The organism is Tianweitania aestuarii (genome assembly GCF_018457165.1).
Taxonomy (GTDB): domain Bacteria; phylum Pseudomonadota; class Alphaproteobacteria; order Rhizobiales; family Rhizobiaceae; genus Tianweitania; species Tianweitania aestuarii.
On the sequence record NZ_JAFMNX010000001.1, the window covers coordinates 1,409,903 to 1,435,779 of the forward strand.

Consider the following 25,877-nt stretch of genomic DNA (forward strand, 5'->3'; position numbering starts at 1 on the left):
TGCAGACGGAAACGCAACCGCGGCTGCGCTTCACCCGCCGGCAAGCAACAGAAACAGAGGGGCTGCTTTGCTTACCCTGAGAGCTCCAGCCTCAGCGTTTCGCCAGAGCATCGAACGCCATCAAGCGTTCCATGAGGGCCGGCAGCTTGTCGAGGGGGACCATGTTCGGTCCATCGGACGGCGCATTGTCGGGGTCCTCATGCGTTTCGATGAAGACGCCGGCGACGCCGACGGCAACGGCTGCTCGCGCCAAGGTTTCCACATGCCGCCTGTCGCCGCCCGAAGAGCCGCCCTGCCCGCCGGGTTGCTGTACAGAATGCGTGGCATCAAAGATCACCGGTGCACCGATCTCCCGCAACACCGGCAAGGCGCGCATATCGGACACGAGGGTGTTGTAGCCGAAAGATACGCCGCGCTCCGTCGTCAGAACATTGGAGTTGCCGGATGCGGTGACCTTCGCCACAACGTTCTTCATGTCCCAAGGCGCGAGGAACTGGCCCTTCTTGATGTTCACGACCTTACCCGTCGCCGCTGCTGCAACCAGAAGGTCGGTTTGACGGCAGAGGAAAGCGGGGATCTGGAGAATGTCTACGACTTCGCCGACCACCGCGCATTGTTCTTCCGTATGCACATCCGTCAGAATCGGAAGGCCAAGCTCCTTCTTGATGTCAGCAAAGATCGGCATTGCAGCATCGAGCCCAGCGCCGCGCTTGCCGCCAAGGGATGTGCGATTCGCCTTGTCGTAGCTCGTCTTGTAGATCAGGCCAATGCCGAGCTTGGCTGCCATGTCCTTCAGGCTGCCAGCCATGTCGAAGGCGTGCTGGCGTGTTTCCAGCTGGCATGGACCCGCGATCAAGGTCAGCGGCAGATCGTTGCCGAAGGTGACGGAGCCCACGGACACATGCGGATTGGGATTGGTCATGATCTTGCTTCCGTGAACAGGAACGGGACACCCTGGCCGGCAGCCGCATCGACGCGCAGGGATGAGCCTGCCGTTTCCACGACCATACCGCCAGCTTCCAGATGGGTGCGGGTCGCGCTTAAATCTTGGACGCCGAACTCGATGGCAGCAAACTGCAGCGTCGGATCGGCTTCATCCCAGCGTGCATCGCCAAGAAGCGCATGCGCAGCAGCCGGGGTCAGAACCGAAATTGTAGAGGTGCCGGTTTGCAAATCGATGGCATCATCGCTGCGGACGGGGTCGGCATGATCCATCAGCGTCGTCAGCAGCATCTCAAAATGATGCGGTTCGGGCGCAACGAGAATCACCCGCCGCAAGGTCGTGACGCCATTCGCATGACGCGTCAGCGGTGTGCGATCGACGGCGGGAACACCGATACGCTCACAGGTAAAGAACAGCGCGTCCGGCGCACGGAGATCGCCGGCGAAAGCCAGGAGAAAGCTTGCTTCGCCCGATGTACCATCAAAGCCGACAAAGGGTCGCGAGAAGCGCAGCATGTCGCCGCGCGAAACCGCGTCGGCGCGAAAGCGTGCGTCGTCGGCCGAAGCGTCCTGCGTGCCTAGAACAAGCGCGGACAGTCCGTCTTGCCCGACACGTGTGCGGAACGTCTTGTCATGTCCGACAAAGACATTGCCCGACTTAACGGCCTCGCTTGCGCGCTCCTCGTCCGCAACGGCAAGCGGTTCAAGAAAGGTGCCGTCCGCCAGATAAACGCAGGCGTTTTCCGTGCCGAAGGGATGCTGGCCACGAGGGGCGACCTGGAAGCCGAGCGCTGCGTAGCGCGCTTCGGCAACATGGAGATCGCCGACAGGCAGGACGAGATGGTCGAGTGGACGAAGATGAGCGGTCATCCACGCGGTCTGCCCCAAATCACTGCCGGGTTCAAGATAGCGTCATCAACCCGGCAGATTGTCTCTTCAGACCAGCCGGCTTTGCGCCATCGCAGCCTGCACAAAGCTGGCGAAAAGCGGATGCGGCTCAAACGGACGGCTCTTCAGTTCCGGATGATACTGAACGCCGATGAACCAGGGGTGGTCGGCGTATTCCACCGTTTCCGGCAGAACACCATCGGGGCTCATGCCGGCGAAAACCAGCCCGCAGGCCTCGAGCCGTTCCTTGTAGTCGATGTTGACTTCAAAGCGGTGACGATGGCGTTCGACGATGTCGGTGTCGCCATAAATCTCCGCGATGTGCGAGCCTTCCTTCAGGCGCGCGTCATATGCGCCAAGACGCATCGTGCCGCCCAGATCGCCGGCCGCCTGCCGCTTCTCAAGCATGTTGCCGCGCAGCCATTCGGTCATGAGACCGACCACCGGCTCGCTCGTCTTGCCGAACTCAGTGGACGAGGCGTGCTCGATGCCTGCCAACGAACGGGCAGCTTCGATGCAGGCCATCTGCATGCCGAAGCAGATGCCGAAATACGGCACCTTGCGCTCCCTGGCGAACTTGGCGGCGAGGATCTTGCCTTCTGAACCGCGTTCGCCAAAGCCGCCGGGCACCAGAATGCCGTGGACCTTTTCCAGGAACGGTGCCGGATCTTCCTTCTCGAAGATCTCACTCTCGATCCAGTCGAGCTTCACCTTGACGCGATTGGCAATACCGCCATGCGCCAGCGCCTCGATCAGCGACTTGTAGGCGTCCTTCAGGCCGGTATATTTGCCGACAATCGCGATCGTGACTTCGCCTTCTGGGCTGTGGATCCGATCAGCAACTTCGGCCCAACGCTCCATGCGGGGCTTTGGTGCAGGATCGATGCCGAACGCGGCCAGAACTTCGCTGTCGAGACCTTCCTGATGATAGGCGGTCGGTACGTCATAGATGTTGGCGACGTCGAGGGCCTGGATGACCGCCGATTCGCGCACATTGCAGAACAAGGAAAGTTTGCGACGCTCTTCGCGTGGGATCGAGCGATCAGCGCGCACCAGCAGGATGTCCGGCGCAATGCCGAGCGCCTGGAGCTCCTTGACGGAGTGCTGCGTCGGCTTGGTCTTCAATTCGCCCGCTGCCGGAATGAACGGCATCAAGGTCAGGTGGATATAAACAGCCTGCCCGCGCGGCAATTCGTTGCCGAGCTGACGAATGGCTTCCAGGAACGGCATCGCTTCGATGTCGCCCACCGTGCCGCCGATCTCGCAAAGAACGAAATCGAAGTCGTCATTGCCCTCACGAACGAAGTTCTTGATCTCGTCGGTGACGTGCGGAATGACCTGAACCGTCGCGCCAAGATAATCGCCGCGCCGTTCGCGCTCGATGATGTTCTTGTAAATACGGCCAGTGGTGATGTTGTCCCGCGCATTGCCCGAGCGGCCGGTGAAGCGCTCGTAATGGCCGAGGTCGAGGTCGGTCTCAGCGCCGTCGTCGGTCACGAAGACCTCGCCGTGCTGGTAGGGCGACATCGTGCCCGGATCAACGTTGAGATAAGGGTCGAGCTTGCGGATCCTCACGCGGTATCCGCGTGCCTGCAACAGAGCTCCAAGAGCTGCTGCCGCTATGCCTTTGCCAAGTGAGGAGACCACGCCGCCGGTGATGAAAACATATCGCGCCATGGGATTTATCGCTTAGCTCTTGCGGATCGATTCCGCCAGTCAAAATTGACAGCTCTCGCCGTGAACGGCGCACTGCCCTGTGCACAAAAGAAAGAGGCCGGCGAACCGGCCTCTTTTAAAAGGGTATTGGACCCGGCCAGATCAGAGAACGACGATCTGAGCGCCCATGGGAACGCGTTGGTACAATTCCATGACGTGTTCGTTGATCATCCGGAAGCAACCGTTCGATGAGGCGCTGCCGATCGATTCGGGTTGGGTCGTGCCATGGATACGGATGTGGGTGTCCGTCTTGCCTTGGTAAAGGTAGATTGCGCGGGCGCCGAGCGGATTGTTTGGGCCGCCGTTCATGCCGTCCTTGTACTGACCATACTTCTTGGGCTCGCGCGCCTGCATGTCCTTGGTCGGGAACCAGCGCGGCCATTCCTGCTTGTCGCCTACCGTACCGGTGCCCTTGAAGGCCAGACCTTCCTTGCCGACGGCAATGGCATAGCGGCGGGCGGTGTCACGCGACTCTACGAGGTACAAGCGACGGGCGCTCGTATCGATAACGACCGTTCCCTTGTCGTAGCCAGAGAAGGCAACGGTCTGAGGTTCGAATTCCGGCTTGACCTTGAATGGCTTGGCAGCAGCGCGCGCGGCGAGCTTGCTGTCGAGCGTCTGCGTTTCGGGCAGATAGCGCGGCGGAGCATCTTCGCCGAAGATGGTCTTGAAGAAGCCGCCCTGCGGACGCTGAACGCTGCGCAGCTCGCCATTGTTGCCTTCCACGGCGACGTCGACCGTCGGCATGGTGGAAACCGGCTGCACCATCTGCGGCATCGCAACGGTGCGGGTCACCTGCTTCGCCTGCGTCACCGTCTTGCCCTGCTGAGCTGAACGCGAAGCAGTCTTCCTTGCATCTGCCGCGGACTTCGTTTTTGCGGCTGCGCCTTTGGCGGGAGCTGCATTCGGCTTGGTCGTCGCGCCGGTGGTCACCGTCTGCGCATCGAGCTTGCGTTGATACATTCCGGCGAAATCGAAAACGCGGTCTCCACCGGCATAAGCGGGAGACACGAAAACAACAGCCGAGCAAAGGCCGGCAACAACAAGGTTACGGAGCAGCATGGGCAAACCTGACTTGACTAAAACGAAGGAGACTCGCGTCACGGCGATCACCGCACGCCACCTTCGCCGGTCTTGGTAATCCCATCGGACCGAAGGCTCAAGAACCTCCTGCCATCCCTGATCATGGGGATGGCTTCGCGTCGCATTCTTGCAACAGGCTCTGTCCGGTCGAACAGAGCCCCGAAATTGGCGTTACTGACCCGAAGGAACGCTGTTTCCGCCCTGCGGAGCAGCATTGTTGGTCGTTGGTGCAGCAGGCTCGGACGCTGCCGGAGCGCCAACTGCTGGAGCATCAGGCGCAGGCGACGTTGCAGCCGGCCGGGTCGACGCTTCCGGCGCATCACCCGAAGGCGGCGTAACCGGTGCAGATTCCGCAGGCGCTGCCGGGGTCGACGGGCTGCCGCCAAGCTGGTCAAGCACACCATTGCCGCCGCCGGCAGGTGCCGACTGTGTTTGACCGGGCGCGTTGTTCGGCAACCGGTCGAGAATATCGAGCGGATCGTTGCCGTAGTAGCGAGCCAGCAAGGACAAGGCGAGGGACGTAATGAAAAACGCCGTCGCAAGGATGGCGGTCGTGCGCGTCAAAGCATTGGCAGCACCACGGGCCGTCATGAAGCCGGAACCACCGCCCACGCCAAGGCCGCCGCCTTCCGAACGCTGCACGAGAACGACACCCACGAGCGCAAGCACGATCAGAAGATGAATAACGATGATGACAGTCTGCATAATCGGGTCCGGAAAAATCGGAGGCGGCGACTAGCGCCGACAAGAAAGGATTGGGCGGCTCACTACACGCAAACGCAGATCAATCCAAGTCCTGCAACCTGCCATGCATGGATCCCGCATATGGGGGCCGCCCAATCGGGGCGCAACGCGTCAGCTTAAAGCGTCGTAAGCCTCGGCGATGGCGAGAAAATCCGCAGCCTTGAGGCTTGCGCCGCCAACCAGGGCGCCGTCGACATTCTGCACGCCCAGCAATTCCCTCGCATTAGACGGCTTGACGGACCCACCATAAAGAATGCGGACCTTTGCGGCTTCTTCGCCGATCAGGTTCGTAAGCTCCTGCCGAATATGCGCATGAGCCTGCTCGACGTCACGCACGCTCGGAGTGAGTCCGGTGCCGATCGCCCAGACGGGTTCATAGGCGACGATCAACCAGTGTGCCGTCGAAGACGATGGTACAGATCCGCTCAGCTGCTCAGACAGAACGCGCAACGCTTCACCATTGGTGCGCTGCTCATGCGTTTCACCGATGCAAAGAACCGCTTGGAGCCCTGCTCGCCACGCCGCTTCGGTCTTCGCCTTCACATCTGCGTTGGTTTCGCCGTGATCGGTGCGGCGTTCGGAGTGGCCGACGATCACGAACTTTGCCCCTGCATCGCGTAGCATCTCGGCAGAAACGTCGCCGGTATGAGCGCCGCTTTCCTTGGCGTGACAATCCTGGCCGCCGACTTTGACCGGCGTATCCTTGATCCGCTCGCAAGCCCGCGAAAGCAGCGTTGCCGGCACGCAGATCAATGCGTCGGTTTGCGTATCCAGTCCATGCATGAAGCCCTGACCGATCCGCGAAAGCTCGTCGAGTGCCGAACTGACGCCGTTCATCTTCCAGTTGCCCGCAACAAGCGGACGAATGCCAGGGGTCATGCTCTTCTCCTCACCTCATGAACAAGCGGGGGTCTGCGTACCAAATTACGGCGACAAAGCAATCGACACTGCCAGCGTCACGGGCTATTGCCGCGTGAAGCGCCCTCGCCCACTCGGCTTGGGCAGTCATCTATGAACCAAACGGACTTCTCATGCTGACTTTCCTGCGAAGCGCTGCCGGAACCTGGATCTCCAAGCTGCTCCTGATTCTGCTTGTCGTGAGCTTCGCCGCCTGGGGCGTATCGGCGCAGCTGGTCAACGGCACCAGTTCGAACAGCGTCATCACCGCGGGCGACGCGCAAGTTTCGCAGCAGGATTTCCGACTGGCCTATGATCGCCAGATCAATCTGTACTCGCAGCAATTCGGAACGCGCATTACGCGCGAACAAGCGCGCGCCTTCGGGATTGAGGATCAGGTTGTCGCACAATTGGTCGCCGGCGCGCTGCTGGATCAGCAGGCACGGACGATGGATCTCGGCGTCTCGCAGGATCGCGTTGCAGAGCTGACAGCGTCGGATCAGGCGTTTCACGGTCCCGATGGCCAATTCAACCGCCAGCAGTTCGAGTTCGTGCTCAACCAGGCTGGTATGCGACCGCAGGATTATCTGCTGAACCGCGAACAGGTCGCCCTTCGCCAGCAGATCGTTGAAGCCGTATCCGACGGCATGACGGCGCCTGACGCGTTTATGCGTGCAGTGGCGCTTTATCGTGGTGAAGATCGCACGGTGGACTACGTCGTTCTGCCACTCTCGCTCATCGATACGGTCGAAGAGCCAAGTGCCGCCGACTTGCAAGCCTATTTCGATGAGAACAAGGCTGAGTTCGCAGCGCCGGAATACCGCAAGATTTCTTATGTGCGGATGGAACCGGCTGACATCGCTGATCCGAATTCGATCTCGGACGAGCAGGTTCAGGCAGACTACGAAAAGAACAAGGCGCGCTTCACGACCCCCGAGCGCCGCAAGATCGAACAGCTCGTCTTCGGCAACGAAGCCGGCGCGCAAGCTGCGGTGGAAGCGATCCGCAATGGCGCAACCTTCGAATCGGTCGTGGCCGCGCAGAGCAAGACGATCGATGACGTTCAGCTCGGCACATTCGCAAAAACGGAGATTGCCGATCAGGCAATCGCCGATGCAGCGTTCAATCTTTCAGATGGTCAGGTGAGCGATGTTGTGAACGGCAACTTCGGCCCTGTACTGGTTCGCGTCACTCAGATCACGCCGGAAGTCGTGCGTCCGATGGCTGAAGTCGGCGACCAGATCCGTCGCGACCTTGCGCTGAGCGAAGCCAACCGCATTCTTCTGGATGCCCACGATCGCTTCGAAGACGCACGCGGCGGCGGCGCAACGCTTACCGAAGCCGCTCAGCAGCTCAACCTGCGCGTTTCGACGATCGACGCCGTCGATCGTCAGGGACGCCGCCCGGACGGCTCGGTTGTCGATGACCTGCCGGCCTCGGCACAGCTCCTGCAGCAGGCTTTCGAAACGGAAGTCGGTGCGGACAACCCCGCGCTGCAGACAGATGCACGTGGCTACGTGTTCTTCGACCTCGACGCGATCACGCCGGCACGCGACCGCACGCTGGATGAAGTGCGCGATCAGGTGATCGAGAAGTGGAAGGAAGATCAGGCTGCGTCTCGTCTGGCTGCGCGCGCGGCAGATGCACAGAAGCGTCTCGCAGATGGCACGGCTACGCTCGACCAGATCGCGACCGAGGTGGACCAGCCCAAGCAGACCAAGCGGGGTTTGAAGCGCGAGGCGGATGATGTGGACCTCGGCCGCGAGGGTGTCGACGCTGTGTTCAGTGTCGCACAGGGCGGTTCGAAGGTGACGCCAGCACCGCAGGATGGTGGCCAGATCGTGTTTCAGGTCACGGACATCACCGAGCCGGTTGCAACCGATGCCGCGAGCCTGGGCGACGAACAAACGCGTCGGTTCAACACGGGCATGGCGGACGACCTGCTGGACCAGCTCGTTGCGCGCCTGCAGGGCGAGTACAGCGTCCAGGTTAATCGCGGGGCAATCGACCGCGCGCTGGCGTTCTGAAATGGCTGACCTGAAGACCTATATCGGCAAGGCAGCGCAAGGAACGGCGCTGTCCTTCGATGAGGCGAAGCATGCCTTCGACATCATCATGTCGGGACAAGCCACGCCCAGCCAGATCGGCGGCTTTCTCATGGCCCTGCGCGTACGCGGCGAAACCGTGGACGAGATCTCCGGAGCCGTCGCGACCATGCGCGCAAAGATGGTGCGCGTCGATGCACCAGACGATGCGGTGGACATCGTCGGCACTGGTGGCGACCAGTCGGGCTCCTATAACGTCTCCACCTGTGCAGCCTTTATCGTGGCTGGAGCAGGTGTTCCCGTTGCCAAGCACGGCAACCGCGCTTTGTCGTCTCGCTCAGGTGCTGCCGATACGCTGATGGCGCTCGGGATCAACGTCGAGATCCCGGCAGCTCACATCGGACGATGCGTCAGGGAAGCCGGGATCGGCTTCATGTTTGCACCGGCGCATCATTCTGCCATGCGGCACGTCGGACCAAGCCGCGTCGAGCTCGGCACGCGCACGATCTTCAACCTTCTCGGACCTCTCGCCAATCCGGCCGGCGTGTCGCGCCAGCTGGTCGGCGTTTATGCGCCTGAATGGGTTGAGCCTATCGCGCATGTGCTGAAGGGCCTGGGTGGCGAGGCAATCTGGGTTGTGCATGGCGATGGTCTCGACGAGATGACCACTGCCGGGACCACGAAGGTGGCCGCTCTCGAGAATGGCTCGGTTCGTAGTTTCGAAGTGACGCCGGAAGACGTCGGTCTGCCGCGCGTCACGATCAACGATCTCAAGGGTGGCGACGCCGAGCACAATGCGGATGCGTTGCGCGCAGTGCTCGCCGGTGCGCAAAATGCGTATCGCGACATTTCGCTTCTGAACGCCGCCGCTGCATTGGTGATCGCTGGCCGCGCATCTGATCTGCGCGCAGGCATCGAACTCGCGCGGCAGTCGATCGACAGTGGCAATGCCCTGTCGACCCTTGAGCGGCTTGTTGCCCTAGCCAACGAGAAGCAGGCATGAGCGACATACTGGCAAAGATCGAGGTTTATAAGCGGCAGGAGATCGCAGCGGCAAAAGCTGCCTTGCCGCTCAATGAGGTGCGCGCTCAACTCGCTGATGTTCCAGCCCCTCGCGGCTTTGGGAATGCCGTCGAACGCAAGCGCGCCGATGGTGCTTTTGCTCTGATCGCCGAGATCAAGAAAGCAAGTCCATCGAAAGGCCTGATTCGCGAAGACTTCGATCCGCCATCGCTTGCCGCCGCCTATGAAGCCGGCGGCGCTGCCTGCCTCTCCGTGTTGACGGACGGACCATCCTTTCAAGGCTCACCGGACTACCTGAAAGCTGCAAAGCTGGCTTGTGGCCTGCCTGCTTTGCGCAAAGATTTCCTGTTCGATCCTTACCAGGTTTACGAGGCCCGCCTTTGGGGTGCGGATGCAATCCTGATCATCATGGCCAGCCTTGATAACGACGATGCCCGTGCGCTTGAAGACGCGGCACTCGAGGTCGGCATGGATGCGCTCATCGAGGTGCATGATGAAGCCGAGATGGAGCGCGCGCTGAAGCTCTCATCGCGCTTGATCGGCATCAACAATCGCAATCTGCGCACCTTCCATGTCGATCTGGCTGTTTCCGAGCGTTTGGCCGCAGGCTTTCCGAGCGATCGCATGCTTGTTGGAGAAAGCGGGATCTTCACGCATGATGACTGTCTGCGCCTCGCGCGCTCAGGCATCGGCAGCTTCCTCGTGGGCGAGAGCCTGATGCGTCAGCCGGACGTCGAGGCCGCAACACGTGCGCTGCTGGAAGGTAGCGAAGCAATCAGGACTGCATGATGAGCACCCTCACCCATCTCGGCAGCAACGGCGAAGCCAATATGGTGGATGTCGGATCGAAGCCTGAGACGGAGCGGACCGCCATCGCCGAAGGCCTCGTGCTGATGCGGCCTGAAACTCTGTCGATCGTCATGGAAGGCAACGCCAAGAAAGGCGATGTGATCGCAACCGCGCGCATCGCGGGCATCATGGCGGCCAAAAAGACCCATGAACTGATTCCCCTGTGCCATCCGCTTTTGCTCAACAAGGTCGCCGTTGAAATCGAAGCGGACCCTGCTCTGCCCGGTTTGCGCGTGACGGGTCTAGCGCGCGTCAGCGGCAAGACGGGCGTCGAGATGGAAGCGCTGACTGCTGTTTCCGTCGCCTGCCTCACGGTCTACGATATGGCCAAGGCCGTTGACCGATCCATGACGATCACGGGCGTCCGCGTCATGGAAAAATCGGGCGGGAAATCAGGGGATTTCCGCGCGGGAGATCAGTAAATGGCGCTTCTGCCTGTCAGCGAAGTTTTTGACCGCCTGCTTGGCGATGTAGAAAAACTGCCGGCAGAGGATGTGCCGCTCGCAGAAGCTGACAATCGCGTGCTCGCGACCGCACTGAACGGAAGGCGCACACAGCCCCCCTTCGATGCCTCTGCTATGGATGGCTATGCCGTTCGAGCGCAAGACACGGACGACCCAAACACGCCGTTGGAGATCATGGGCGAATCGGCTGCTGGCCATCGCTTCAATGGTCGGATCGAGACAGGCCAGGCCGTTCGCATCCTGACCGGCGCCCCGGTGCCAGAGGGTGCGGATACCGTATTGATCCAGGAAAATACCCGGCGTCTCGGTGATCGAGAGATCGTCGCCACCGAACCCGCTGCACTCGGTCGTAACATCCGCAAGGCAGGTCTGGACTTCGCTGAGGGTGACGCGCTGCTGCCGGCCGGCCGATTGCTGGATGCCGGTGCGCTATCACTTGCAGCCGCAGCGAACCATCCATCTCTCTCGGTGGTCCGCAGGCCACGCGTTGCCATCATCGCGACAGGCGATGAGCTGGTTTTGCCAGGTTCCGTTCCCGGGCCGGATCAGATCATCGCCTCAAACAGCTACGGTGTCGCCGCGATCGCTCGCAAGGCCGGCGCGACTATTCTGGACTTCGGCGTCGTTGCCGATGATCGCGAGAAAATCGCAGCCGTTGTTGCTGAAGCGCGGCAAACCGCCGACGTCATCGTGACCCTTGGGGGTGCGTCAGTCGGTGACCACGATCTCGTTCGGCCGGTTCTGGAAGCGCAGGGCATGCGCCTCGATTTCTGGAAGATCGCAATGCGGCCCGGTAAGCCGTTGATGTTCGGCAGGCTTGGCGAGACCAGGGTGCTCGGTCTTCCGGGAAATCCGGTCGCGAGCCTGGTCTGTTCCCATCTGTTCCTTGCACCCCTTGTTGCGAAGCTGGGTGGACGCAAGCATGTCGCCGACATCCGCAACGCGATCCTCACGGCACCTTTGCGCGAGAATGATCAGCGTCAGGATTATATCCGCGCCTCTTCCGAGCAACGGCCGGATCAGCTGACAGTGACACCCTTCGGGTTGCAGGACTCGTCCATGCTGAACACGTTGGCGCGAGCGGATTGCCTGATCATCCGCCCGCCCTTCGCACCGGCAGCGGATGGCGGTGAGCTCGTTCAGATCATGATGATCCGCTAGGCCATAGCCTTCTGCGCCAACCGCGCGAGCTGCGTCATGACGATCGCCGAGCCGGACAGCCGCTTGTCCGGTGTCGGCCAATCGCGAATGAACACGATGCTTTGGTCCGGCCGTATCTTGGCCTGAGAGCCCTGCTCACCCACGAATTTGACAAGCCCGACCGGATCCGAGAACTGCTTGTCGCGGAACTGGATGACGACACCCTTCGGGCCGGCGTCCAGTTTTTCGACATTGGCCTGCCTGCAAAGCGTCTTGATGAAGACGATCTTGAGGAGGTGCTGCACTTCTTCCGGCATGGGGCCGAAGCGGTCGATCAGCTCGGCGCCAAACGCGTCGATTTCCGATGAACCTTCCAGTTCGGCGATGCGGCGGTAGAGGCTCAGGCGCAGCTGAAGATCCGGAACATAGCTTTCCGGGATCATCACGGCCGTACCCACCGAGATCTGCGGCGACCAGTTGCCGTCGGCGATCTCACCCGTACCCTTCAGCTCGGCAACCGCCTCTTCCAGCATCTGCTGGTAAAGCTCGAAACCGACTTCCTTGATGTGACCCGACTGCTCGTCGCCCAGGAGGTTGCCGGCGCCGCGCAGATCGAGATCGTGGCTTGCCAGCTGGAAGCCGGCACCAAGCGTGTCCAACGATTGCAGCACCTTCAAACGGCGCTCCGCCGTCTGCGTCAGGAGCCGGTTGGCGGGCAATGTGAAGAGCGCAAAGGCACGCAGCTTCGATCGTCCGACACGGCCGCGCAGCTGGTAAAGTTGCGCCAGACCAAACATGTCTGCGCGGTGCACGATCAGCGTGTTGGCTGTTGGAATGTCGAGGCCGGACTCTACGATCGTGGTCGCCAGCAAAACATCATATTGCCCATCATAGAAGGCGTTCATGATGTCTTCGAGTTCCGTAGGCGTCATCTGCCCGTGCGCGACGGCAACCTTCAGTTCAGGCACCGCACCGGCCAGGAAGTCACTGACCTCCTTCAGGTCGGAAATGCGCGGCACGACGTAGAAGCTTTGGCCTCCACGGAACCGCTCACGCAGCAACGTCTCACGAATCACGAGCGGGTCGAATGGCGAGATGAAGGTCCGCACCGCCATGCGATCAACCGGCGGCGTGGTGATGAGCGATAATTCGCGAACGCCGGTCAGTGCCAGCTGCAAGGTGCGCGGAATCGGTGTCGCAGAGAGCGTCAGCACATGCACGTCGCTCTTCAGCTCCTTCAGGCGCTCCTTATGCTTGACGCCGAAGTGCTGCTCCTCGTCGATGATCAGCAGGCCAAGCCGCTTGAACTGAATGGAGTTCGTGAGCAGCGCATGCGTCCCGACGACGATGTCGACCTTACCGTCGGCCAACTCACGCTTGGTCTCGTTCAACTCCTTTGTGGAGACGAGGCGTGACGCTTGGCGAACCGTTACAGGGAGCCCGGCGAAGCGCTGCGAAAAGGTACGGAAGTGCTGGCGTGCGAGCAGCGTTGTCGGCACGACCACCGCGACCTGGAAGCCTTCCATGGCCGCAATAAAGGCCGCACGCAGCGCCACCTCGGTTTTGCCAAAGCCCACATCGCCACAAACAAGACGATCCATCGGCTGACCAGCGCCAAGATCGTCACGGATCGCGTCGATCGCCGCCTGCTGGTCCTCGGTCTCGTCATAAGGGAAACGGGCAGCGAACTCGCCATACACGCCTTCCGGCGGAACCATCGCCGGCGCGCCGCGCATCTTGCGCTCGGCAGCGACCTGAATGAGCTGACCGGCCATCTCGAGAAGGCGCTTTTTCAGCTTCGCCTTGCGCGATTGCCAAGCTACGCCGCCCAGCTTGTCGAGGGTCGCTTCCGTTCCCTCTGAGCCATAGCGCGAAAGAAGCTCGATGTTCTCGACCGGCAGGAACAGGCGGTCATCGCCGGAATAACGGATCTCGAGGCAATCATGCGGCGCACCCGCAGCCTGAATCGTTTGCAGACCGACGAAGCGGCCGATGCCGTGATCGGCGTGAACGACGATGTCACCGGCAGCCAGCGAAGCCACTTCGGCGATGAAGTCCGAAGCCTTCTTACGCTTCTTGCGCCGGATCAGGCGGTCGCCAAGGATGTCCTGCTCGGCAATCACCGTCATCGTTGCAGTGGAAAAGCCTGCCTCCACCGGCAGAACGGCGAGTGCAGCCTGCCCTGGCTTCAGCTTCTCGACACCAGCAAGACGATCGACAATGATGAGGTTCTCGAGGCCGCGCTCTTCCAGAATGGAGCTCAAGCGGTCGAGCGAACCATCGCTCCAGCCGGCAATCACCATGCGCTTGCCGGCAGCGCGCTCGTCGGCGATGTATTTGGCCACTGCCTCGAAGACATTGGCCTTCGGATCGGCACGCTCTTCCGCAAAGCTGCGACCGCCGTGAGAACCGGCGTGCAGCACCTTGCGACCACCATCCGGCGCATCGAACGGCGTGAACTCGACCGACAAACGGTCCGTCTCAGCCGCAGCCACATGGTCGGGCGTCAGGTAAAGCAATTCCGGGCAGATCGGCTTGTAAGGAACAGCGTCGCCGAATTCCTTGCCGCTTCCTTGTGTCTTGCGCGCCTCGTAGTGATCGGTGATCAGCGTATGCCGCTCACCGATCGCTTCTCGGGCAAGATAGTCGAAAACCACAGGTACATCGGGGAGATAGTCGAAGACGCTCTCAACCCGGTCGAAGAACAGCGGCAACCAGTGTTCCATGCCGGCGAAGCGGCGGCCTTCGCTGATCGCTGCATAAAGTGCGTCATCGCGGCTGGGAGCGCCGAAGGTCGCCACGTAGTTCTTGCGGAAGCGGCTGATCGTTTCCGCATCGAGCGTGATCTCGCTCATCGGCTGCAGCACGAACTCCTTGCGCTGGCCGGTCGTTCGCTGATCCGCTGGGTTAAAAGCGCGAATTGATTCCAGCGTGTCGCCGAAGAAGTCGAGCCGCAGGGGCTCGGTCGTCCCGGGAACGAAGAGGTCGAGAATGCCGCCGCGCACGGCGAACTCGCCAACGTCGCGGACTGTGCCGACCCGGTCGAACCCTTCGCTTTCAAGCCGGGCGATCAGGCCCTTCATGTCGATCTGGTTGCCGGGACGCGCCGAATAGGATTGCGCGGCCAGGACCTCTGCCGGCGGCATCTTCTGCAGTGTCGCATTAGCGGTGGTCAGGATCACCGCGCGATGCGGCTTCTGGCGCAGCGCGATCATCGCGCTCATGGCTTCGAGGCGACGCGCGGCCGAGTCGACGCCGGGAGAAACGCGGTCATAAGGAAGACAATCCCAGGCGGGCAGCTGAAGCACGGGAAGCGTCGGATCCACGAATGCTAGCGCATCGGCGAAGGCAGGCAGACGCTGCCCATCGCGCGCAACGAAGATCACCGGGCCGCTGCCGCTTTCCACAACCACCCGCGCCAGCGCAAAGGCTTCAAAGCCATCCGCGACGCCATCAAGCGTGATCGAGCCGAGACTGGACTTCGGCAGACCGAGTTTGGGAAGCAGCGTCATGAGGGAAATGCCAGGCCTTGCGAACGGGAGAACGCGACAACACGTCGGAAAATCGGTGTGTTCACCGCCTCGGGGGCGGCGCGCTCACCGGTCATAAAGGAAAAGAGATCGACATCGGGAACGTCGAGAAGCCGCTCATATTGTTCGATTTCTTCATCGTTCAAGGTGCTGATTTCAGCATCCGCGAAGCGCCCGAGAATGAGGTCCATTTCGCGAATCCCGCGACGCCACGAACGAAGCAGCGCCTTCTTGGCGCGCGGATCAAGTCCGTCGCTGGAGCGGGTCGTGCCGGTCATGGGAAAAGCCTTGATGCGTTGAGAAACGAGCTTGAACGGCGATATAACGCGGCAAGGTCGAAGTGTCAGCCTTCGTGACCCACAAGTCCGCCTTATCTTGGAAGTTCGTCCGGAAACGCTTACAGCAGCATCATGCGCCCATTAAAGCTCGATCCGCTCTTCGCTCCTGCCACTTCACTTGAAGGTGTTGGTCTTAAGCTGTCGGCTTTGCTGAAGAATATCGTTCCCGTCGATGTGTCTGATCGCGAGGTTCGCATCGGCGACCTGATCTTCGTTTTGCCGCATGGTATGATCGACCGACGCAACAGGCCGGGCATCGCCTACGCGCCGGAAGGCGGCATCGTCACCCTTGAAGTGCGTATCGACCGGCATCAGCCGCCGCCGAGCGGCAACCGGTCTGTGCCGTACCGGGTCTTTGCGCATGATGATACCGGTGAACTGGCGCTGACTTTCTTTCGCGGCCATGCGGCATGGCTGGAAAAGCAGCTGCCGGAGGGCGAGACCGTGGTGGTTAGCGGACGCATGGAGTGGTTCAACGGCCGGCCGAACATGGTCCATCCCGATCATATGGCGCTGCTCTCCGATGCCGCCTCCTTGCCTCTGCTCGAGCCGGTCTATCCGCTGACCGCAGGCCTGTCCGGAAAGGTTCTGCGCAAGGCGCTTTCTGCCGCCGTCGACCGTGTTCCTGTCTTGCCCGAGTGGCTGGATCCCAGCCTCATGTCTCGCGAGCGCTGGCTAAGCTTCGACAATGCCTTGCGCGCGCTGCACCGCTTCGAGGAGCCGGAGGACATCGCGCCGGAAAGTCCCGCCTGGCGGCGCTTGGCCTATGACGAACTGCTGGCGAGCCAGGTCGCCCTCGCTTTGGTTCGATCGCGTATGCGGCGTCTGGCCGGGCGGCCGCTGGGTGGTGATGGCCGGATCGTCGAAGCGGTTAAAGCCGCGCTGCCCTATAGCCTCACCAACAGTCAGGCCAAGGCGGTGGACGAGATCCAGGTCGATCTCGCCGACCCAGAACGCATGGTGCGTCTGCTGCAAGGCGATGTGGGCGCCGGCAAGACAGTGGTTGCATTGCTCGCCATGGCGCGTGCTGCGGAAGCCGGTGGCCAATCCGCCTTGATGGCACCGACGGAAATCCTCGCTCGACAGCATTTTGCGACAATCGGGCCTCTCGCAGAGAAGGCCGACCTTCGCACCGCCGTCCTGACGGGTCGGGAAAAGGGCAATGAGCGCGCGCAGATACTTGCCGGCATGGCGGACGGCAGCATCGACATCGTGGTCGGCACCCACGCGCTGTTTCAGGAAGGCGTTGCCTATAAAGATCTCGTTTTGGCCATCGTGGATGAGCAGCACCGTTTCGGCGTGCATCAGCGTCTTGCCATGACCGCCAAGGGAACCGCGCCTGACATGCTGGTCATGACCGCCACCCCGATCCCACGCACCCTCGTGCTGACGGCCTTTGGCGACATGGACGTGTCCCGTCTCACCGAGAAGCCTGTCGGGCGACAGCCCATCAAGACCGTGACCCTGCCACTCGACCGCATCGACGAACTGGTGGAACGGATGCGTGCTGCTGTCTCCGAGGGCCAGAAGATCTACTGGATCTGTCCGCTGGTGGAGGAGTCCGAAGAGATCAAGTTGATGTCGGCCGAAGACCGCTTCAAGAAGCTTCAGCCTTTGTTCGGCGATCGAATCGGTCTTGTTCATGGCCGCATGAAGGGCGCCGACAAGGATGCGGCCATGGCTGCGTTCAAGCAGGGCGAGACGCGCATTCTCATTGCCACCACCGTGATCGAGGTAGGCGTGGATGTGCCCGATGCCACGATCATCGTCATTGAACATGCCGAGCGCTTCGGACTGGCGCAGCTGCATCAGTTGCGCGGACGCGTCGGTCGCGGCTCCAAGCCGTCCACTTGCGTGCTGCTTTACAAGGACCCGGCGGGCGAAACCGCGCGCAAGCGACTGGGCGTGTTGCGCGACACCGAAGATGGCTTCCTGATTGCCGAAGAAGACCTCAAGCTGCGTGGTGAAGGCGAGTTGATGGGAACGAAGCAGTCGGGCACGCCGGGCTTTCGCGTTGCACGGCTGGATGTGCATTCCGATCTGCTGGAGATCGCGCGCGATGATGCGCGTTTATTGCTGCAGCGCGATCCGGAGCTGAAATCAGAACGCGGCGAAGCGATCCGCCATCTTCTTTATCTATTCGGGCGCGACGAAGCCGTTCGGCTGCTGCGCGCGGGGTAGCTGCAGTGCGGGCAGTGCCGCTTCCACATCGTTGCGCGAGCCGTGGAACTCGGGCGTCACCAGACCGGCGGAAACAAGGAAGCGGACGGCCTCTTCAATCGACATCGAAAGCGGCACGACATCGTCTTCGCGCACATACATGATGTAGCCCGTGGTGATGTTGGGCGTGATGGGCCGAAACACCGCCATGACCTTGCCATCACGCTCAGCCAGCGCCGCATTGATCTCGGACTCCTGCTGCTTGGGGATGAAGACGATCGACCATGTGCCGCGACGCGGCCATTCAACGAGACCGACTTCCTTGAACAGCTCGCTGCGGTTGTCGAGAACGGTCGTGAAGATCTGCTTCAAGCCACGATAAACGTTCCGCGCCAGTGGAATATGATCGAGAATGCGTTCGCCGAACTTCAGGATCGAACCACCGATGAAGTTGGCGGCGAGAAAGCCCACAAGGGTGATGAAGATCAGCGCCACAACCAGGCCGAAGCCAGGGATTGCGAACGGCAGGTAACTCTCTGGCGTGTAGCGATAGGGAATGTAGGGCTTCACCCAGCTGTCGATCAGATGGATGAAGTACCAGGTCAGATAGGCGGTGATCGCAAGTGGGGCGATCACCACGACGCCTGTCAGAAAGTAGTTTCTGATCCGCGCCATGCCGCGCGGCTTGATTGGATCCGCCATACTTCCACCTGCCCCTGCACGCTCCTTCTTAGCTGAGAACGTTTATCGGGCAAATGACAGAGGCGTTTCCGCCTCTGAGCCTTGATCACTCCACGGTGACCGACTTGGCGAGGTTGCGCGGCTGGTCCACGTCAGTACCCATGAACACGGCCGTGAAGTAAGCCAGCATCTGGATCGGCAAGGCATAAATGATTGGTGCGATGATCTCCGGCACGTCCGGCAAGATGATCGTTTCCATCGCATTGATCGTGGCGCGCCGTGCGCCTTCCGTATCCGTAATCAGAATGATGCGACCACCGCGCGCGGCGACTTCCTGCATGTTGGAAACGGTCTTGTCGAAGTTGCGATCATGCGGCGCAATCACGATCACCGGCATGTCTTCGTCGATGAGCGCGATCGGTCCATGCTTCAGCTCGCCTGCGGCATAGCCTTCGGCGTGGATGTAGGAGATTTCCTTGAGCTTGAGCGCGCCTTCCATGGCGAGCGGGAAACTCGTTCCGCGACCGAGATAAAGGGCGTGCTTCACCTGTGAAAGCTCACGTGCCAGCTTCTCGATCTGCGTATCGAGCTTCAGCGCTGCCGAGGAATAGCGCGGCGCTTCCGAGAGGAAGCGAACAAGCTCGCGCTCCTGTTCAGGCGAGATATGACCGCGCTGCACACCCGCACGCACGGCGAGTGCGGCGAGAACGGCTAGCTGGCAGGTAAAGGCCTTTGTGGACGCAACGCCGATTTCCGGACCGGCCAGTGTCGGGAAAATCCCGTCCGATTCGCGCGCAATTGTTGATTCCGGAACGTTCACGATGGCTGCGATCGGCACGCCCTGGCTGCGGCAATAGCGCAAGGACGCCAGCGTATCCGCAGTTTCACCGGACTGCGAAATGAACAAGGCCGCACTGTTCGGTGAGATCGGCATCTCGCGATAGCGGAACTCGGAACCGACATCGATATCCACCGGAAGACGGGCGTAACGCTCGAACCAGTAGCGAGCGACCGAGCCTGCCAGAAACGCCGTGCCGCAGGCCGAAATCGACAGGCGGTCGATCTGGCTGAAGTCGAACGGCAAGGGGATGTCGCGGGTGCGACCTTCAACGAAATCAAGATAATGCGCCAGCGTGTGGCCGATCACCTCCGGCTGTTCATGGATTTCCTTTTCCATGAAGTGGCGGTGGTTGCCCTTATCCACCATGAAGCTCGTGGAGCGCGCCTTGGTCTGCTGGCGTTCGACTTCGCGGCCGAGGATGTCGTAAATGGTAACGCCATTTCGCCGGATCGCAGCCCAATCGCCGTCTTCCAGATAGGTAATGACGTCCGTAAAGGGCGAAAGAGCGACCGCGTCGGAGCCCAGGAACATCTCGCCTTCGCCATGACCGACGGCCAGTGGCGGACCATTGCGCGCAGCAACGATCAGGTCGTCATGGCCACGGAACATGATGGCAAGCGCGAAGGCACCCTCCAGCCGCTTGATCGCCTTATGCGCGGCGTCCACCGGTTCACTGCCGCTTTTCAACTCGCGCGAGATGAGGTGGGCGACGACCTCGGTATCCGTTTGCGAGGCAAACACGTAGCCGTCGGCAATCAGTTCGGTGCGCAGCTCGGCGAAGTTTTCGATGATGCCGTTATGAACGATGGCAACATCCGTCGAGAAATGGGGATGCGCGTTCGTTTCGTTAGGCACGCCATGCGTCGCCCAGCGGGTATGACCGATACCGATGCGGCCATCGAGCGGCTCAGCCTTCAGCTTGTTGTCGAGATTGACCAGCTTGCCTTCGGCGCGGCGGCGCTCCATCCGGCCATCAGCGAGGGTTGCGACGCCTGCGGAATCATAACCGCGATATTCCAGCCGCTTGAGCGCATCCACGATCAACGGCGCGACCGGACCTTTACCGACGATCCCGACAATTCCGCACATAAACTATCCCTCGTTACAGGCTTTAGACCCCGGCCTATCTACGTTTATGCCCGGCAGTTAAGAAGTCACTTATGGTATCGAAACGTTGCAGCCTTCATGGCTGCTGAAGCACTTATTTGGACGAAGCATCCTTGATGCTGCGCTGGCGTGCACGAAGGTCTTCGGCGCGACCGTCCATCGTCTTCTGGCGGGCACGGCCGAACGCAAGCGCATCACCTGGAACATCCTGCGTAATGACGCTGCCGGACGCGACATAAGCACCATCGCCAATGCTGACCGGAGCCACGAGGGACGAGTTCGAGCCGACGAAGGCGCGTTCGCCGATCTGAGTTTTGAACTTGTTCAGGCCATCATAATTGCAGGTGATGGTTCCCGCGCCGATGTTTGAACCAGCCCCGATCGAAGCATCGCCGATATAGGAGAGATGGTTGATTTTGGCGCCGGCACCGACCTTCGACTTTTTGACCTCGCAGAAGTTGCCGACCTTCGACTTATCGCCGAGCTCCGTACCGGGGCGCAAGCGCGCGAACGGGCCGATCTGCGCGCCTTTGCCGATCACCGCACCTTCCAGATGCGAGAAGGCATGGATCGTCACGCCGCCATCCACTGTGACGCCGGGTCCGAAGAAGACGTTCGGCTCGATGATCGTGTCTGGGCCAACCACTGTGTCATGCGAGAAGAACACGGTTTCCGGCGCGATCAGCGTCGCGCCGTCGATCATAGCGGCATGGCGACGGCGCGTCTGCCAAAGAGCCTCCGCCTCTGCCAATTCGACGCGATTGTTAACGCCCAGCACGCTCTGCGCATTCACTTCCGCGGCGACGACAGTGAGCCCTCTGTCGCGGGCAAGCGCCACAATGTCGGTCAGGTAATATTCGCCCTTGGCATTGTCGTTGCCGATGGCGTCCAGCAAGGCCAGCGCGTGTTCGCCTGCAATGGCCATCAAGCCGCCATTGCAAAAGGTGATCGCGCGCTCGGCCTCGGAGCAATCCTTGTCTTCGCGGATGGCGACAAGCGCACCATTGTCTTCAATCAGGCGTCCGTAGCCAGCAGGCTTGTCGGTGCGAAAGCCCATGACCACGACGGCGGCACCACCGGCTAGCTTGTCGCGCCCGGTGAGCAGGGCATCGGACTGAACCAGCGGCGTGTCACCAAACAGCACGAGAAGGTCGTCATAGCCACGGCTGATTGCGTCGCGAGCAGCCAGAACCGCGTGGCCGGTGCCTTTGCGTTCTGTCTGCACGAAGGTTTCCAGCAGACCGTTTTTCGAGTCGATGGCAGCACGCACCTCTTCGGCTCCGCGGCCGACCACGACGGCAATGTCACCGGCACCGGCACCGGCTCCGCGCGCAGCCGCAACCACGTGGCCCACGAGCGGCAGACCTGCAACCTTATGCAGAACCTTCGGCAGAGCGCTTTTCATGCGGGTGCCCTCACCGGCCGCAAGGACGATGGACAAACAGCTACGATCGGTCATGGCATCGGCTCCGCAACAGGATGGTCGCGCCCGTCTAGCGTAGCTTCTGCCAAAAAGGAACGTTGCGCCTGATCACGTTAGCCGAGGCGGCCGAGAACCGGAAAATTCTCGAGGAGCCAGTAGGACACGGTCTGCACGCCGCCGGTCATGAACGCGATGCCGGCGAGAATCAGCAGCACGCCCATAATTTTTTCGACGCGGCCGAGATGAACCTTGAAGCGACCGAGAAAGCGCATGAATGCGCCGGAAAAGAATGCGGCCGCGAGGAACGGTATGCCGAGGCCAAGCGAATAGGCCGCAAGCATCGCCGCACCCTCACCCAACGTGCCGCGTCCGGCCGCCAATGTGAGAATCGGGCTGAGCACTGGCCCAATGCAGGGCGTCCATCCAAAGGCGAAAGCGAGGCCCATGATGTAGGACGCAAACAGGCTCGCAGGTTTGCCTTCGGTCTGGAACCGGGCTTCGCGCGACAGGAAGGGGATGCGAAGAACGCCCAGGAAGTTCAGCCCCATCAGCATGATGATCGCGCCGGAAACGAAGCCGAGCTCGTATTTGTAGGCAAGAAGCAGCCGGCCGAAAGCGGACGCGGTCAGCCCGAGCAGAACAAAGACGGTCGAGAAGCCGAGCACGAAGGCAAGGCTGGCCTTTGCCAAGGCTGAGCGTTGTGCGGCAGGCGCAGCACGCCCTTCGCGGAAGTCGTCGACGGTCACGCCGGCCATGTAGCAGAGATAAGGCGGCACAAGCGGAAGAACGCAGGGCGAAAGGAAGGACAAGGCTCCAGCTCCGACCGCGCTGAGGTAACCGACGTCAACTGCCATTATCTGAAAACTGCCCTGCCCGATCTTTGTCCGGCGTATAGCGTAGAAAGAGCCTCAGCCCCAATGTGCCAAGGCGTCACGATCCCGTGCGGCCGGCAAGGCCGGCCTGGATCAACGTGTTCAATCCACAAATGGTTTAGGGATTGGTGAGCGCGATGGGACTCGAACCCATGACCTACAGATTAAAAGTCCGTTGCTCTACCAACTGAGCTACGCGCCCGGAAGCCACGAAGCGCTCCGAAAGTGCGGCGGAACATATTCAGCACCCCCCTCCCGGTCAACCGCTCATTCACGACTTTCGTACGAAGATGCGATGCCTTGTCGGCTGTTCCCTTGCCTGTCATCACGTGTCATGAAATTTCAGTGTCCTCATTTTCAAGTGCTGGCAGCGGCCTACATATGGCGACAACAGCAATAACCTTGGCAGTGAAGATTAGTTGTTTCGGATATGTTGTGTGGCCTTTATAACATGGAACTAGAATTTGCCTGATGCCAGGGACCTGCCCGCGCTGGATCTGTGCGCGCAAGAGCCAATTCGTATTCCTGGCGGCATCCAGCCCCATGGAGCGCTTCTGCTCGTCGATGAAGCCGATTTTTCGGTGCTTCAATTCAGTGCCAATGTGGACGAGGTTCTGCCTGGGCTGGTTGTGGAAACTGCGGGACGCAAGATCCTCAATCCCGATGGATTCGACGCGCTTTGCGATGAACTGAAGGCCTGGTTGAAACGTCCGAGCGATACGTTCGAGCGCCTGATCTCCAACAATGGTATACGGCACCACGTCTCAGCCCAGCGCACACCGCAAGGCTTGATGTTGGAATTCGAGCGCGCATCGGCGACGGGCGGTAATGAAGCGCATTACGCAAGACTGCGCCGCTTCGTTGATAATGCCGACAGCTTCGAGGGCACGCAGGCACTGGCCGAAGCTGTTGCGGGCGAAGTTCGCGATCTGACGAGCTTCAACCGTGTCATGATCTATCGCTTCGATGAGCAATGGAACGGCACGGTTATCGCCGAAGATGGTGACGGTACGCTGCCGTCTTATCTCGACCTGCGCTTCCCGGCCACCGACATCCCCGCTCAGGCGCGCGAACTCTATCTGCAGAATCGCATTCGGTTGATCCCGAGCGCGAGCTATGAGCCCGTTCCGCTTGTACCGCCGTTTTCGCCCGTGGACGGGCAGCCGACGGATCTGGGCAGCTCGGCGCTGCGCAGCGTGTCTCCGATCCACCTCGAATATATGCGCAACATGGGCACCGCGGCGTCCATGTCGATCTCGTTGATCGTGGACGGAAAGTTGTGGGGCCTGATTTCCTGCCACAACGCCACGCCGCTGCATGTCACGCCGGCCGTGCGCAATGCCGCAGAGTTTCTGGGTCGCATCGTTTCGCAGCATATCGCTGGCTTTGATCGCATCAGCGAAAGCAGGCAACGCCTCGCCTTCAAGCAGATCGAAACCGAGCTGATCGCCTATGTTAGCCGCGCCTCGAGCTTCCAGCAGGGACTGGTCGAGCGGCCGCGGCAGTGGCTGGGGATCACCAATGCACTTGGCGCTTCCGTCATTACTGACGACATGGTGCTCGCAACCGGCACGGTTCCACCAAGCAAGGCGATGCGTGAGCTTGCCGAGTGGCTGCACGACCAGCGGCTGGACGGACCGTTCGCCACCGATAATCTGGCTGCCGTGTGGCCGGGCGGCAGCGCCGTTTCCGATGTTGCGAGCGGCCTGGTCGCGGTACCAATTTCCAGCCTGCACCCAAGCTTCATCATGTGGTTCCGACCGGAGGTCATTCGGACGGTGAACTGGGGCGGCGATCCGAAGAAGCCCTCGGTCAGCGAAATCGACATGCGCATTCATCCGCGCAAATCGTTCGAAACCTGGAAAGAGAACGTGCGGGACCATTCCGCGCCCTGGTCGAAAGCCGAGGTCCAATCGGCGGCCGAGTTCCGCAATGCCGTGGTCAACTTCGTTCTCAAACGCGCCGAGGAGCGTGCCGAACTGACCGAGGAGCTGAAGCGTTCAAACAAGGAACTCGAATCGTTTTCCTATTCCATCTCGCATGATCTGCGCGCGCCCTTTAGGCACATCCTCGGCTATGCGCAGCTGCTCGAAGAGGAAGAAGAAGAGCTCAAGTCGATCTCACGGCATTATCTCGCGGGCATTTCCAATGCCGCGCTGTCCGCGGGCCAGCTCGTCGATGACCTTCTTCGTTTCTCGCAGCTTGGCCGCGCCAGCCTGAACATGTCGTCCATCGATATGCAGAAGGTTGCCGGAGAGGTGCGTCGCAGCTTCGACAGCATCGGCGAAGATCGCAAGATCGAGTGGCGCATCGGCACCCTGCCCGATGGCTTCGGCGACGCTGCGCTTGTTCGGCAAGCGATCTACAATCTGGCCGACAACGCGGTGAAATATACCCGTGATCGTGATCCTGCGATCATCGAGATCGAAGGTCATGAAGATGGGGAAAGCACCATCTACACGGTGCGCGACAATGGCGTCGGCTTCGACATGGCCTATGGCGGCAAGTTATTTCAGGTATTCCAGCGGCTTCACCACATCGAAGACTTCGAGGGAACCGGCATCGGCTTGGCTTTGACTAAGCGCATCATCGATCGACATGGCGGATCCATCCGCGCCGAAGGCAAGCTCAATGAGGGAGCATCGTTCAGCTTTACGCTGCCGAAGCCGAAGAAAGGACGTCAACAGGCATGAACCTACGTCCGATTCTCCTCGTTGAAGACAATCCCGCAGATGTCGAGCTGACCCTGGCCGCCTTGAAACGCAGCCAGATCGCCAACGAGATCGTGCTGGCGCGTGATGGCGTGCAGGCGCTCGACTACATTTTTTGCCAGGGGCAATATGCCGACCGCGAGCCTGAACCGCCGGCGGTGGTTCTGCTCGACCTGAAGCTTCCGAAGGTCAACGGTCTGGAAGTTCTCGAGCGCGTCAAAGCGCATCCTGAACACCGCAACATCCCGATGGTCATGCTCACCTCGTCACGCGAGGAAAGCGACGTCGTGCGCAGCTATAGTATCGGTGTGAATTCCTTCGTGGTGAAGCCGGTTGAGTTCGATCAGTTCTTTGATGCAATCCGCCACTTGGGAATGGTTTGGGCTGTGTTGAACGAGCCCTTCCCGGCTAAGCGACCATAAG

At 60.8% G+C, this 25,877-nt stretch carries 20 protein-coding genes and 1 tRNA gene; 8 read left to right on the forward strand and 13 right to left on the reverse strand.

Translation table 11 applies throughout. The features are described from left to right. Window positions 1-91 precede the first annotated feature (91 nt). From kdsA to tpiA, 6 genes are all read right to left on the reverse strand, one after another. Window positions 92-922 carry a 3-deoxy-8-phosphooctulonate synthase gene (gene kdsA / locus JYU29_RS06980; RefSeq protein ID WP_213983954.1) on the reverse strand — a complete coding sequence of 277 codons (831 nt, stop codon included), beginning with the start codon at window positions 920-922 and terminating at the stop codon, window positions 92-94. After that, a complete protein-coding gene (locus JYU29_RS06985) occupies window positions 919-1,812 on the reverse strand; it encodes a VOC family protein (RefSeq protein WP_213983955.1) in 894 nt (297 codons plus the stop codon). Before JYU29_RS06985 ends, kdsA begins: the two co-directional genes overlap by 4 nt. Before the next feature lie 66 nt (window positions 1,813-1,878). Then, complete coding sequence (gene pyrG, locus JYU29_RS06990) at window positions 1,879-3,507, reverse strand: CTP synthase (protein WP_213983956.1); 1,629 nt, start codon at window positions 3,505-3,507, stop codon at window positions 1,879-1,881. A gap of 141 nt (window positions 3,508-3,648) precedes the next feature. After that, window positions 3,649-4,608: a L,D-transpeptidase gene (locus JYU29_RS06995; protein WP_213983957.1), complete on the reverse strand. Its 960-nt coding sequence runs from the start codon at window positions 4,606-4,608 to the stop codon at window positions 3,649-3,651. Window positions 4,609-4,800: 192 nt separating this feature from the next. Further along, a complete protein-coding gene (gene secG, locus JYU29_RS07000; protein WP_213983958.1) occupies window positions 4,801-5,334 on the reverse strand; it encodes a preprotein translocase subunit SecG in 534 nt (177 codons plus the stop codon). 150 nt (window positions 5,335-5,484) lie between these two features. Further along, window positions 5,485-6,252 (reverse strand): triose-phosphate isomerase, encoded by a 768-nt coding sequence (gene tpiA, locus JYU29_RS07005; protein ID WP_213983959.1) that lies wholly within the window; start codon window positions 6,250-6,252, stop codon window positions 5,485-5,487. Window positions 6,253-6,404: 152 nt separating this feature from the next. On the opposite strand from tpiA, the gene JYU29_RS07010 reads away from it, so the two are divergent. Genes JYU29_RS07010 through JYU29_RS07030 form a run of 5 tightly spaced genes read left to right on the forward strand, consistent with a single transcriptional unit; the run spans window position 6,405 to window position 11,812 of the window. Then, a complete protein-coding gene (locus JYU29_RS07010) occupies window positions 6,405-8,297 on the forward strand; it encodes a SurA N-terminal domain-containing protein (RefSeq protein ID WP_213983960.1) in 1,893 nt (630 codons plus the stop codon). Between the two features lies 1 nt (window position 8,298). Then, window positions 8,299-9,318 carry an anthranilate phosphoribosyltransferase gene (trpD, locus tag JYU29_RS07015; RefSeq protein ID WP_213983961.1) on the forward strand — a complete coding sequence of 340 codons (1,020 nt, stop codon included), beginning with the start codon at window positions 8,299-8,301 and terminating at the stop codon, window positions 9,316-9,318. Next, complete coding sequence (trpC, locus tag JYU29_RS07020) at window positions 9,315-10,127, forward strand: indole-3-glycerol phosphate synthase TrpC (protein WP_213983962.1); 813 nt, start codon at window positions 9,315-9,317, stop codon at window positions 10,125-10,127. Before trpD ends, trpC begins: the two co-directional genes overlap by 4 nt. After that, window positions 10,124-10,609 carry a cyclic pyranopterin monophosphate synthase MoaC gene (moaC, locus tag JYU29_RS07025; protein WP_213983963.1) on the forward strand — a complete coding sequence of 162 codons (486 nt, stop codon included), beginning with the start codon at window positions 10,124-10,126 and terminating at the stop codon, window positions 10,607-10,609. The genes trpC and moaC overlap by 4 nt, the downstream gene beginning before the upstream one ends. Further along, a complete protein-coding gene (locus JYU29_RS07030; RefSeq protein WP_213983964.1) occupies window positions 10,610-11,812 on the forward strand; it encodes a molybdopterin molybdotransferase MoeA in 1,203 nt (400 codons plus the stop codon). Here JYU29_RS07030 and mfd read toward each other — a convergent pair. Further along, window positions 11,809-15,303: a transcription-repair coupling factor gene (gene mfd / locus JYU29_RS07035; RefSeq protein ID WP_213983965.1), complete on the reverse strand. Its 3,495-nt coding sequence runs from the start codon at window positions 15,301-15,303 to the stop codon at window positions 11,809-11,811. The genes JYU29_RS07030 and mfd overlap by 4 nt on opposite strands. Next, window positions 15,300-15,599 (reverse strand): FAD assembly factor SdhE, encoded by a 300-nt coding sequence (locus tag JYU29_RS07040; protein WP_213983966.1) that lies wholly within the window; start codon window positions 15,597-15,599, stop codon window positions 15,300-15,302. Before JYU29_RS07040 ends, mfd begins: the two co-directional genes overlap by 4 nt. A 132-nt stretch (window positions 15,600-15,731) precedes the next feature. Between JYU29_RS07040 and recG the strand changes: the two genes are divergently transcribed. Then, on the forward strand, window positions 15,732-17,840 hold the full coding sequence (gene recG, locus JYU29_RS07045) for an ATP-dependent DNA helicase RecG (protein WP_213983967.1): 2,109 nt from the start codon (window positions 15,732-15,734) through the stop codon (window positions 17,838-17,840). On the opposite strand, the gene JYU29_RS07050 is transcribed toward recG, so the two are convergent. The 5 genes from JYU29_RS07050 to JYU29_RS07070 form a co-directional block, all read right to left on the reverse strand. Further along, complete coding sequence (locus tag JYU29_RS07050) at window positions 17,796-18,521, reverse strand: DUF502 domain-containing protein (protein WP_347879860.1); 726 nt, start codon at window positions 18,519-18,521, stop codon at window positions 17,796-17,798. The genes recG and JYU29_RS07050 overlap by 45 nt on opposite strands. A gap of 85 nt (window positions 18,522-18,606) precedes the next feature. Then, window positions 18,607-20,430 carry a glutamine--fructose-6-phosphate transaminase (isomerizing) gene (glmS, locus tag JYU29_RS07055; RefSeq protein ID WP_213983968.1) on the reverse strand — a complete coding sequence of 608 codons (1,824 nt, stop codon included), beginning with the start codon at window positions 20,428-20,430 and terminating at the stop codon, window positions 18,607-18,609. A 112-nt stretch (window positions 20,431-20,542) separates the two neighbouring features. Beyond that, a complete protein-coding gene (gene glmU / locus JYU29_RS07060; protein ID WP_213983969.1) occupies window positions 20,543-21,907 on the reverse strand; it encodes a bifunctional UDP-N-acetylglucosamine diphosphorylase/glucosamine-1-phosphate N-acetyltransferase GlmU in 1,365 nt (454 codons plus the stop codon). A 77-nt stretch (window positions 21,908-21,984) separates the two neighbouring features. After that, the gene (locus JYU29_RS07065; protein WP_213983970.1) at window positions 21,985-22,725 is read right to left on the reverse strand and encodes a cytochrome c biogenesis CcdA family protein; all 741 of its coding nucleotides are present in this window, start codon (window positions 22,723-22,725) and stop codon (window positions 21,985-21,987) included. Between the two features lie 144 nt (window positions 22,726-22,869). Next, window positions 22,870-22,945, reverse strand: a tRNA-Lys gene (locus JYU29_RS07070). A gap of 262 nt (window positions 22,946-23,207) precedes the next feature. On the opposite strand from JYU29_RS07070, the gene JYU29_RS07075 reads away from it, so the two are divergent. Continuing rightward, the gene (locus JYU29_RS07075; protein WP_250157200.1) at window positions 23,208-25,436 is read left to right on the forward strand and encodes an ATP-binding protein; all 2,229 of its coding nucleotides are present in this window, start codon (window positions 23,208-23,210) and stop codon (window positions 25,434-25,436) included. Further along, a complete protein-coding gene (locus JYU29_RS07080) occupies window positions 25,433-25,876 on the forward strand; it encodes a response regulator (protein ID WP_213983971.1) in 444 nt (147 codons plus the stop codon). Before JYU29_RS07075 ends, JYU29_RS07080 begins: the two co-directional genes overlap by 4 nt. Window position 25,877: the final 1 nt, after the last annotated feature.